Origin of the sequence: Alkalibacillus salilacus (assembly GCF_030812915.1) — a bacterium.
Taxonomy (GTDB): domain Bacteria; phylum Bacillota; class Bacilli; order Bacillales; family Alkalibacillaceae; genus Alkalibacillus; species Alkalibacillus salilacus.
Map to the genome: position 1 here is coordinate 13,477 of NZ_JAUSTQ010000010.1, position 11,583 is coordinate 25,059.

At 39.0% G+C, this 11,583-nt stretch carries 11 protein-coding genes and 1 riboswitch; of the genes, 2 read left to right on the forward strand and 9 right to left on the reverse strand.

What is annotated here, in order from left to right; translation table 11 throughout:
• Positions 1 to 37 precede the first annotated feature (37 nt).
• Genes cydS through J2S77_RS11085 form a run of 3 tightly spaced genes read right to left on the reverse strand, consistent with a single transcriptional unit; the run spans position 38 to position 2,499 of the window.
• Positions 38 to 133, reverse strand: coding sequence for a cytochrome bd oxidase small subunit CydS family protein (gene cydS / locus J2S77_RS14445; RefSeq protein ID WP_370871830.1), 96 nt, complete (start codon positions 131 to 133; stop codon positions 38 to 40).
• 16 nt (positions 134 to 149) lie between these two features.
• Positions 150 to 1,163: a cytochrome d ubiquinol oxidase subunit II gene (locus J2S77_RS11080; RefSeq protein WP_306977355.1), complete on the reverse strand. Its 1,014-nt coding sequence runs from the start codon at positions 1,161 to 1,163 to the stop codon at positions 150 to 152.
• Positions 1,153 to 2,499: a cytochrome ubiquinol oxidase subunit I gene (locus tag J2S77_RS11085; protein ID WP_306977357.1), complete on the reverse strand. Its 1,347-nt coding sequence runs from the start codon at positions 2,497 to 2,499 to the stop codon at positions 1,153 to 1,155. The genes J2S77_RS11080 and J2S77_RS11085 overlap by 11 nt, the downstream gene beginning before the upstream one ends.
• Before the next feature lie 307 nt (positions 2,500 to 2,806).
• Here J2S77_RS11085 and J2S77_RS11090 point away from each other — a divergent pair, with 307 nt between their 5' ends.
• Both J2S77_RS11090 and J2S77_RS11095 read left to right on the forward strand, forming a co-directional pair.
• Positions 2,807 to 3,784, forward strand: a complete 978-nt coding sequence (locus J2S77_RS11090) for a hypothetical protein (RefSeq protein WP_306977359.1) — start codon at positions 2,807 to 2,809, stop codon at positions 3,782 to 3,784.
• 64 nt (positions 3,785 to 3,848) lie between these two features.
• On the forward strand, positions 3,849 to 4,232 hold the full coding sequence (locus tag J2S77_RS11095) for a carbonic anhydrase (RefSeq protein ID WP_167263873.1): 384 nt from the start codon (positions 3,849 to 3,851) through the stop codon (positions 4,230 to 4,232).
• A gap of 154 nt (positions 4,233 to 4,386) precedes the next feature.
• Here the strand turns inward: J2S77_RS11095 and J2S77_RS11100 are convergent, their stop codons facing one another.
• The 6 genes from J2S77_RS11100 to J2S77_RS11125 all read right to left on the reverse strand — a co-directional run bounded on the left by J2S77_RS11100 (position 4,387) and on the right by J2S77_RS11125 (position 10,880).
• The gene (locus J2S77_RS11100; RefSeq protein ID WP_306977361.1) at positions 4,387 to 4,638 is read right to left on the reverse strand and encodes a phage holin family protein; all 252 of its coding nucleotides are present in this window, start codon (positions 4,636 to 4,638) and stop codon (positions 4,387 to 4,389) included.
• Between the two features lie 100 nt (positions 4,639 to 4,738).
• Entirely contained in the window at positions 4,739 to 5,869 is a 1,131-nt protein-coding gene (locus J2S77_RS11105) for a glycerate kinase (RefSeq protein WP_306977363.1), read from the reverse strand.
• Positions 5,870 to 6,091: 222 nt separating this feature from the next.
• Positions 6,092 to 7,084 (reverse strand): zinc-binding dehydrogenase, encoded by a 993-nt coding sequence (locus J2S77_RS11110; RefSeq protein WP_306977364.1) that lies wholly within the window; start codon positions 7,082 to 7,084, stop codon positions 6,092 to 6,094.
• Entirely contained in the window at positions 7,065 to 8,675 is a 1,611-nt protein-coding gene (locus J2S77_RS11115; RefSeq protein ID WP_306977366.1) for a zinc ribbon domain-containing protein, read from the reverse strand. Before J2S77_RS11115 ends, J2S77_RS11110 begins: the two co-directional genes overlap by 20 nt.
• Positions 8,672 to 9,049, reverse strand: a complete 378-nt coding sequence (locus J2S77_RS11120; RefSeq protein WP_306977368.1) for a double zinc ribbon domain-containing protein — start codon at positions 9,047 to 9,049, stop codon at positions 8,672 to 8,674. The genes J2S77_RS11115 and J2S77_RS11120 overlap by 4 nt, the downstream gene beginning before the upstream one ends.
• A gap of 223 nt (positions 9,050 to 9,272) precedes the next feature.
• Positions 9,273 to 10,880 (reverse strand): acyl-CoA synthetase, encoded by a 1,608-nt coding sequence (locus J2S77_RS11125; RefSeq protein ID WP_306977369.1) that lies wholly within the window; start codon positions 10,878 to 10,880, stop codon positions 9,273 to 9,275.
• Between the two features lie 510 nt (positions 10,881 to 11,390).
• A riboswitch (TPP riboswitch) is annotated at positions 11,391 to 11,500 on the forward strand.
• Positions 11,501 to 11,583 lie beyond the last annotated feature (83 nt).

The window sequence follows — 11,583 nt, forward strand, 5'->3', positions numbered from 1 at the left end:
TTTTCTTGTATCTTACATCATAAAATTGAGTTTTCATTTATTTTCTTCCACCTGGTAGAGCGATCCAAAAAGCCATACCAATGGCGCCTATAAGCACTAAAAATGGTGCGTAAGTGATAAGAAAATCAGTCACGCTAGATCACCTCTCATTATTTTTTACCAGCGATATATTGATCATCAAACAAGAATAGTCGCATCAGTAGATACAGCGACGGCAATAATAGTAGTAAACCTGCAACGAATGCTACAATTAACGAAATCGCCATGGCATCGTTTGTTACACTATCTGATACCGTTAAATGTGGATAGAGTAAATATGGATACTTTGAAATGCCATACGCAAAAAACGCAAAGGCAAATTGACCAATTAGTAAAATAAACGCTAGGCCGTAATTCTTTTGTTTCAAGATTAACCAAACACTTGCGACAAAGAAAATAAACGAAATCGCAAACATCCACCACAAATTCATGAGTGAACCAAAATGTTCTGGGTTGTGTGAGCGTAATTCATAAATGATTCCACTCGCCGTAATAATGGTAGGTAGCGCCCAAATAAGCGCATAGCGTCGCAATAATGCTGCCGCTTCCATATCACCTGCACGGTTGGCATACCAAGTTAAAAAGACTGAAGAGATATACAAGACCGCAATGATACTCAAGATTACAATACTCCAAGTGAGCGGACTTGAAAATAATGCCCAGTAATCTAATTGAGGACGACCATCCATGATATCCACGAATCCACCTTCAGATACGGTTAAAACAACGGAAAAAGACGCTGGAATCACAAGCCCTGTCGCCCCGTACATAAAGGCATAACCACGGTGCCCTCTACTTCCATAATTCTCAAATGCATAATAAGAACCACGAATCGCTAATAGAATAATGGAAATACTGACTGGAACTAACAAAATACTCCCGTAGAAATAGGCTGTTGAAGGGAAAAATCCAACAATTCCTACGAAGAAAAAAACTAAGAAAACATTCGTTACTTCCCATACAGGTGATAAATAACGTTGAATTATCTTCGTTAGAATTCGATCTTTCCCTGTCAAAATACTATATGCATTAAAGAACCCAGCACCAAAGTCGACAGAAGCTACAATCACATAACCAAACAGGAACGTCCATAAAACAACCATACCAATAATCTCATAACTCATGAGCGATCACCACCTGTTCGCCGAGTTCTAGTTCTACTGGGTTGTCTTTGAAAATTTTAGTTAATACAACGACCACACCGACTCCTAAAATGAAATAAAGACCAGCAAATGCGACAAACATATGCCCCACATAAGCACTCTGTGTCGCTGCTTCATCAACTGTCATAACGCCGCGTAAGATCCACGGTTGTCGGCCGAATTCTGCCATCCACCACCCCGCTTCAATGGCTAGAATAGATAGTGGACCGCCTGCAACAATTAACCAACGCATTGGTTTTGAGGAAGCAACAGACCAGCCACGCCATGAAGCGAACCAATAAATAAGTGACAAGCCGATCATGAACATACCAATCGTAATCATCGTATCAAAGAAGTAATGCACGAATAACAGTGGTTGTTCATCAGCTGGCGTTTCATTGAGCCCTTCTACTTCTGCAAATGGGTCATTATGCGCCAAAATACTTAAAGCATAAGGAATTTCAATCGCATAACTAGGTTCGTTATCTTCACCAAGAATACCGTATAAAACCAGCGGAGCTTCTGATTCTGTTTCAAAATGCCATTCAGCAGCCGCTAATTTCTCAGGCTGATGTTCTGCTAAGTATTTACCAGAAAAATCACCAACAATAGCTGTTGCTACTGCAAAGACAAGACCAACTTTCATCGTTAAATGAAGAGCCTTTTTATGATAATCATGATTAGAACGACATAACAGTTTGAACGCCGCTACTGCTGCCAGAACAAAGGATGACGTCATAAAGGCAGTCGCAATCACGTGAGTGACTTTTGTTGGAGAAGCTGTATTAAACATCGCTTCTATCGGACTAACACCTGTCATTTGACCATCAACAATGCTAAAACCATCTGGTGAGTTCATAAAACCATTAACCGTTGTAATGAAAAAGGCTGAGAGCGCTGCACCGATAGCGACTGGAACAAGGAGCAATAAGTGCTTCTTCTGATTCTCGAAACGATCCCAAGTATATAAATAAATTCCTAAAAAGATAGCTTCAAAGAAGAAAGCGAAAACTTCCATAAATAACGGTAGCGCAATCACATGACCTGCTAATTGCATAAATTCAGGCCAAAGTAGCGAAAGTTGAAGGCCAATTGCTGTACCCGTTACAACACCAACAGCGACTAACACAACGAAACCACGCGCCCACCGTCTAGCTAACATAATATAATGCATATCATTCCGCTTAATTCCTACCCACTGTGCAATCATAATCATGAGTGGGACACCAACACCTAACGTTGCAAATATAATATGGAACGTTAAGGTGAGTAACGTTAACATTCGGCTACCAAAAACCGGATCATCAAATAATAGCATGGCTCCCCCTCCTCTAAAAGGAATTCAGTAATAAAATCTCCTTAATGTATTGTACCCTATTTTAACTTACTCAAAGCTTATCAATCGTGATAAATTTTTGGCGAGTGTGTGATGTTTTTGTGAATATATTCACAAAATCCTTTTCTATTATTCATTAGACAATAGGCGACAAAATCTGATGTCGAAAAAACAAAACCTTCTTCCTATTTTCTGCGAATTCACGATAAAATACTAGATTTATATATGATGTTGTCTTATGATAACGATACATGATGAATTGACATTTTGACAAATGAGGAGGCATTTTGTGAATAAGTTTTGGTTTAGTATAGTCATTTCCTTAAGCTTTACGATGATTATCTTTATTAGTCCCGCCTACTCCTCAGAAACGACTACCTATCAAGGAGCATCACATGAATCACTCAACCACGAATTTCCGACAAAACCAGTCATTACTCTTACAGCAACTAAGCCATCTGTTACATACGATATTGATGAATATAAAGGTGAATACCAAGCCAAAGCGGAAATTAATTTGTATAACGAGCCACATAAGGCTTACAAAACAAACGTCCAACTTTCACCTAATCAAGTGATTAACGTGGATGGTAAAACAGTGGTCAACGATATAATATGGCTACGGATTAGCATCCATAAAGAAACCTATTGGGCTCGTGAAGCTTTTTTAGATCAAGTCTCACCTAAACTATCAGATCGTACTCCAAAAACTACTCAGAAAACTGATCATGAAGCTAGGACGGCACAGACAGAGAATAATGATTCCCAACAGCAGAAGGAGTCTAATAACAAAACCGATAAGTCAACTGCTCCTAATGAAAATCAATCTACTTCAGAACAAACCACACCAGATTATCAACCTATGACAATTTATTTTAATGGACGAGCTGTATCGTATCGAAATGGCGGACGAGCAAACGGGCAATCCATCATTAATCAACAATCCGTCGCTTCAACATGGGGTGGTGTTGAGACCTTCAGTGGTAAAGATGGGATGAACACCCATTTTATTGGACATAACCCTGGGGTATTTAGTTCCGTTTGGAATGCTAATTCATTTACAGTGACAGATGCTAACGGCGAAGCTTTTCGTTATGAATTAACTAGTACCTATCAAGTAAATAGAAAAGGGATTGGGCTTAATAACGGGAAAGATTATTGGAACCGAATTACTGGGACATCTGGTGGTGAAAGGATCACATTACAAGCTTGCTTTACGACGGATGGATCAATCAACTGGATTGTAGAAGCTAGATTAGTAGAATAGATGTGACAGGCTAGTCTATTCCTTATATAATAGAAAGATAGAGAATATTTTAAGGAGGAATTACATGGCTGAAGGAACATTCGCAACAGCAATTAATTGTATGGATGGTCGAACGCAAGAACCCGTAATTAATTGGATGAAACAACAATATGGCGTTGACTATGTCGACCAAATCAATGAAGCAGGACCAAATAAAGCATTACTTGAAGGCGACAAAACCATGATTGACTCAATTAAAAAGAAATTAACCATCTCTAACGATGGGCATGGTTCAAAAGCTCTTGCCATCATAGGCCACCACGACTGTGCAGGTAATCCTATCGATAAAAGAGAAAAAGTTGAACAAATTAAACAAAGTGTCGCATTGGTCCGTAGCTGGGGCTATGACATGGACATCGTTGGATTATATGTAAATGACCAGTGGCAAGTTGAACATGTGACATCATAAAGCGTTTTTAAAAAAGAAGCTGGCATAACGCCAGCTTCTTTTCTTTATACGATCTCGTGATTATTAACTAATTGGAAGAGTTTCTTCTAAAACTCGTCATTTTATAAAATAACTGAGGTATTTATTAGTTAAATTCTAAGCTTAAGTTTGAATATTAATCATCATTATTAAATTGTTTCCATAGTTGATGACCGAAGACAGCGGCACCGGTTACAAGGATAGCTTGAATGAGTGTTTCAACAGAGAGTCCCATCATAACAGTAGTAAAAATCGTACTAATACCTAATAAAGTGATTGGGATAAACCTATTCGGCATTAATTGCATCTGTTTAATCATTTTACCTAAAATCCACAACACAGGAATCAACACAAACGCCTCGTCCATAACATAATCAAGAATTTCCATGGTCTGCTCCTCCTTTCCATTCAACAGTTGTCCCATTATATGCCAGTGAAGGCTATACCATCACTCTATGAATCGTTTGTTGAATGGAAACGGTTAGCGTCTATTTAGATAAATTTTGATAGAAATGAACGATATTTGCTGTTTGTTGATAGAGTAAATCGGATGCGTTTTCCATACTTTTCTCTTCACTCATGGGTTTCTGAATTGTCGAAAAAACGCCAGAAAAAACATCTCGCAGTTTTCCTTCTGGGTCATCAATTGCACCAGAGATGAGTAAACAACCTACTTGGTGATGTCGACTGAGTTGGGCAACATGGCTTGGTGCTTTTCCGAATAAAGTTTGTTCGTCACTCTTCCCCTCACCTGTTATAACTAGTTGACTGGTTGCAATGCCTTGTTCTAATCCTATCGCAGAAGCAATTAATAAAGCACCAGATTTTAATTCAGCCCCTATGGTCATTAGGGCAAAACCTAAACCTCCTGCAGCACCTACTCCTGGTCGAAATTGAAATGAACCTTTGATTTCATCTTCGACCAATGAACTGTATGACTTTATTGCTTCATCAAGCTTTTGGATCATTAATTTTGTAGCCCCTTTTTGTGGCCCAAACACATAAGTTGCACCATTAGTCCCCGTTAAAGGGTTATCCACATCTGAAGCAACTCTAATTTCACTTTTCTTTAATCGTGGATCTAGGTTTGAAAAATCTACTTGATCAACCAAAAGAAGATCACGACCATAGCCTTCAAGTGTATATCCATCAGCATCATAAAAACGGGCTCCTAATGCTGTTAACATTCCGATTCCACCGTCGTTTACAACACTTCCTCCTAAGCCAATGAGTAATTGATTATAGCCTTGATCTAAAGCATATTTCATCAATTCTCCGAGTCCATAAGATGTGGTGTTCATAGGGTTCAGGTCATCTTTTTCTATTTGATCCATCCCACATACACTCGCGACTTCAAGAATGGCCTCATTTGTATAACCATTAATCCCCATTACTGTGTTAATTCGTTCACCAAGCGGGCCAGTTATTGATAAATCGATGCGATTACCATTCGTCGCATGAACTAATGCATCAATCGTCCCCTCTCCTCCATCAGCCATCGGCAACTGAACACAATCCGCTTCAGGCATGATTGAATGAACTGCTTCCGAGATAACATCAGAAGCTTGTTGAGCCGATAAACTACCTTTAAACGAGTCTGGAGATATGGTGAATCTCATTCATGAGCCCTCCTACAGAACAATTTTAGCCTATTATAACACGCACGACCTATTTATTAGATTATCTTCTCTATTTATTAGATAATCTTATCTTGTTTTGTAATTACTTCCTCTAGTAATTAAATAACTTCTCCTATTTATTAAATAAATCCGTTAGTTTATCTAGTAAATTAACGGATTAGCCATTAAAAAACGTCCGAGTTAACTCGGACGTTTCAGTTCTTATTCTATTCGAAAGCCAACTTTACCAAAGTTATTTGAATCACGTAAATATTCAAACGCTTCAGCGTATTGATCTAAGGTAAACATCGTATCAATCTCTGGTTTGATTCCGTATTTGTCAACAAACGAAAGCATTTCTCGCAGTTCTTCAACACTTCCCATCGTTGTGCCTAATAAATTATATTGACCATAGAAAAATTGGCGTAAATCGAACTCAACAGTATCTTCTGTCGTAGCACCAAACATCACGATTGTACCACCGCGCCTAACAGCTTCGATCGACTTCTGAAAGGTAGCTCGACCAACACTTTCGATCACAACATCAATCGTCTCATCCGCTAGCTCAACTTGCCAATCACTAGTTGTTAACACACCTCGATCAGCCCCTAATGATTTAGCTGTCTCCAATTTAGCTTCTAAACGAGATGTCACAATCACTCGAGCTCCAATCGCTTTTAAAAACTTTAAAGCATAAGTTAAAACACCACTGCCGATTCCAGGCAATAAGACTGTATCACCCGCCTGAATATTGCCACGTGTAAACACTGCTCGATAAGCTGTTAAGCCAGCTAAAGCGACCACTCCTGCTTCATCCCAATTTAATGACGTCGGTTTACGCTCAATATATTGTTCATTCACCACATAATATTCAGCGAATGTTCCATCATCAGGTAAGCCTACGATTTGGAACCCTTTAGGTGGTGCGTCATCATTTTGTATCCACCCTATTCCAGGATTAATAATCACTTCGTCACCTGGTTTCCAATCACTCACTTCAGCACCTACCTCTTCAATAATCCCAGCGCCATCTGATCCGAGAACTAATGGATCGGCACCTTCTTGACGACGCCCTGTCACAGATATGTCACGGCGATTTAACCCAGCAGTCTTTAATTTTACCTTGACTTCATTGACACCAACACTAGGTTCTTGAATATCTTGAAACGCTAGGCCATCTAATCCCGGCATTTTCTCATGTACGATTGCTTTCATTAGTATTCGCTCCTTTCCAAAGATATCTCAACCCTATACCACCTATAACAAATACCATGACAAACCCAAATGTAACGAACATGGTCATGAGTAAGTCATAGCTAGCAAGATTAATCCGTCCTTGGCCATCAAATACTTGTACCATTCGTTGCGACATAATTATAACAAGAAAACTGTTTATAATGCTAAACACAAGTGAGATGCCAACTGCAAGTTTAAATTTAGTAATCAATGAGTCTGATTTTATATAAGCGCCCATTAATAAACAAGCGAGCATAAGGATCACGAAACTAAACCAAAACCATGGGCTTAACTGGCTAAGTGGAGAAGTATATTGATCGAAGCTTTCCATGAAACTATCATTTCTCATCTTTTCATCTGGTGCCGACACCGATTGATTAAATAGATGAAAGGCTAATTCTGATTCTTCATGCATAGCAGTCTTTAAGTTAAGCGTATTTAAAAAGCCAGTATTGATAAGTAATATTGTTAAGAAACCTGATACTAAACCAGCGTTCACGAACAGGTTTTCACGCATTAAAACATTTATATAATGGCCATCAGATGCTGATAATGAAACGACGATTAAACTTCCCACGTAAAAAAGCAAAAAGATTAATACGAGCCAATAGCTCCCTCGTTTTGCCCCTTCCAGTACATACGGAAGTGAACGTTTTTCTCGCCATAGTTGAGCAACAAAAAAGACAGCGATCAATAAAAATCCCCATACCATAAAAGTTCCGTCCAAAACGAATTGAAAGCTTATTTCCCTATTACGATCGCTATTTAACTCACGACTTAACGAATCAGACACGATTAGACTTAAAACAGCAACTGGTAACAAGTACCATATAGCAAAGCTTACTGCACTAATAGCCATCGAGAATAAACTAATTCGTGGGCGAAATCGACGATAAATTAGAGCACTTATACCCGTAAGCAATACAATTAGAAACACGTATTGAGGCTTACTATTTTGGACTTCTATGTCCATCGTATATGATTCATTCCCATTATTAAGTTCACTTACATCTTCTTTTTCCTTCTGTTCAAAAGTAATACCATGACTTAATAACAAGTTTTCTTGCCAAGTCAAATATGTCTGATCTGCATTTAAGGCTCCCTCTTCATTAGCTTGTCGAATACGGCTGATACTATGTTCAAAATAGTTATTATAACTTAATAATTCTGCAGTCACATCAGAGGAACCAACGTTAACTCGACTCACACTTTGTTCATCCACATCATTAAGAGATAGAGTCATCACGACAATCATAACAATCATGGAAACAAGCGCTAACGGAACAGTCCATAAAATAGATTTCAGCACCTCAGTTTTACCTTCACGTTTAAACGTTAATACATCACGTTTGAGCGTGAAGGTTTGCATCTGGAGTTGCCCAAAAGCTTCACCACATATATGGCAATACGAAGCATGTTCATGTCGCCAAGCACCACACTGTGTGCAAGATTCTCGGGATTTTGATGACATGTGAGGTGGGTATGCATGATGTTCAAGAGGATAACCATCATTATAGCAATAGTTAGCGTCTGAAGGATTAGCGACCCCACACTGTCGACAATAGATCATGTCGCTTCCTCCCTATTCCGCGTCCCACATACATGGCAAAACGTTGCATCTTGAAGTAAGGCTGTGTCGCACTGTTTACACGACTGATCCTGTCTATTAAGTTGTAAAAAAGTCAGTGCTTGCCCACAAGATGGACAATAGACATCTGCTTCACTAACCGTTGTACCACAAGTACATGTTGTCGTTGAATTGAAAGGTTCGTTTAATTTATGTAAGACTGTATCAAGCTTTTGTAAACGAGTCGCATATCCTTTCAACTCATCACTATATAATTGACCAATGCGATATTGGTGATAAATTGAAGCTCCTAATTGAGCAAGTAATGTTGATTTTTCAGCTAATACCCTCGCCTTTTCTGTCTCTTCCTTAGACATAGACCTCCCCCCATTTTCTAATCCTATTGTATCATAATTGTTAGACAAAACAGAAATTTTCTATCTATAGATGAATTTCCCTATTTCATAATCGAAATCTCCACCACATATCACCAATTCATACCTTTGATCCTGGCGCTATTACCAGAACTTCTAATAGAAAACAATTGAATTCACACTCACTAATCCCATTAGAAAAGGCCGACAAAACGCCGGCCTTTTCTTAAGATTCATTTGCAACTGATTCGTATTGATCACGTAAAGATCGTTTTAACACCTTACCACTTGGGTTTTTAGGTAATTGATCAGTTATTTGAACGTATTTCGGTACTTTAAATTTAGTTAATTTAGATGAACAGAATTGAACAACATCCTCATTCGTTAATTCATAACCTTCTTTCGGTACTACAATCGCGGTAACCGCTTCAATCCAATAAGCATCTGGTAACCCAATCACCGCAACTTCTGAAACACCGTCAAGCTCATAAATCGCTTCTTCAACTTCACGACTTGAGACGTTGACTCCGCCTGTATTAATCATGTCCTTCTTACGATCAACTATCGTAACATAACCTTCTTCATCCATCACACCTAAATCACCACTATGAAACCAGCCATTTTGGAATACTTCGGCAGTCTTTTCTGGATCATTCAAATATCCTTTCATCGCGTGTGGCGTTCGATGGACAATTTCACCAACTTCCCCGCGTAGTACTTCTTCACCTTGATCATCAACAAGTTTCGTTTGCACATTTAATGTTGGCTTACCAGCGGAACCAAGTTTACGCAATTGATCTTCTGGTTGCAGAGCGGTTGCTAATGGGGCCACTTCCGTTTGTCCATAAAAGTTCCAAAACTCCGCATTAGGCAGACGTTCAGATAGCTCTTTTAATATTTCCCGGGGCATAATCGCTGCACCGTAATAACATTTCTCAAGTGTTGATAAGTCACGCTTTTCAAAATCTGGGTGACGTAATAGAGCAATCCACACAGTTGGTGGTGCGAATAATTGTGTCGCACCATATGTCTCAATCGTTTCTAAAATCCCTTCAGGCGTTGCATTAGATAAAATAATTCCACTCGCACCTAAATAAATACTTGGCCCTAAAAAAACATGTAATTGAGCACTATGATACATTGGCAAAGCATGAACGAGCACGTCACGACTTTCCATTTTCCCGTCTACTACGCAACTGACATATTCACTTACTAAACTCTTATGAGATAACATCACACCTTTAGGCCGAGACTCAGTTCCACTCGTATACAATACATGAGCTAAATCATCATCGGATAAATCTTCATCAACGAATTCATTTGACTCATTCGAACGGATGTCTTCAAGAGACTGCCATTCGATTAATTCTTCAGCCACACTTTCTCCTGTTTCTAAATCCATCAGAAACTTAAACCGAATCATTTCTGGATTCGCCGCTTCTTCTAAGACAGGTGCGAAATCTTGTGACGCTATAATACCATTGGCTTGTGAATGTTCTAAAATATAAGCGACATCTTCATGTGACAACATATAATTAATCGGGATCATAACCGCACCAAGACGAGCTAATGCGAATTTTAGCACCACAAAATCCAAGCTGTTTTTAGACATCACCGTAATCATGTCACCTTTAGCCATACCTTGTTTTCGAAACGCATTAGCCGTTTGATTAACGAGCTCATCAAGCTCAGCATATGTCACTCGTTTTCCCTCGTAATCCAATGCGAATTTGTCCGGCATACGCTCACGCGTCCGTAACAATAAGTCACCTAATGTGTTTCTTCTTGCTCGTTCCAATACTTTCTCAAAATCATTTGAAACATTCGTTTCCACCGAAACACTCCCCCTCATATTATTTGATGACTTATTAATCAGAAAATTCTAATTATTATTATAGAATAATTAACCTTTTAATTCAAGCGCTTTATGATTTGGTATAAATTTAGTTAATAGACTTTTAAATTAAACCCACTTAAGCAATAACGGCCTTTGTAATATTTAAAATAAGGCTCTGCCAAAGTTTAGTGTCGATTTTTAAATGACAAAGCACTGAGTTGTTGAATTGTGAGGAGCGAAGGTGGCGACTCCTGCGGAAATAGCACGCGTCTCGAGACCCCGCAGGAAGCGCTTTTCTTCCGAGGAGGCTCGAGCCGTGCCCGCGGAAAGCGTCCACCGATAGCGGATCACAATATCAACAACGGACTTTAACAGAGCCAAAAATAAAAACCTACCTCTCTACACTCACCGTAATAAATTGAAAACACTCTCAACTAAAACAGCACCCTAACAGTTGCAATTGTTACAAAATTGTGGCACAATTTAGTCGGAATAAAAACGTATAGACATAAGTTGTAGGGGGACCAGTGTTGCTGGTTGAGATTGTATCCGTAAGATACTGACTCTTAGAACCTGAACTGGCTAAGACCAGCGTAGGGAACACAATAATGCTTCATTTCAATTAAACTTTGTGTGCCCTAGGAGAACTGTACCTAGGGCTTTTTTAGTACCTCCAACTTATGGCTATCAATTATTGGGA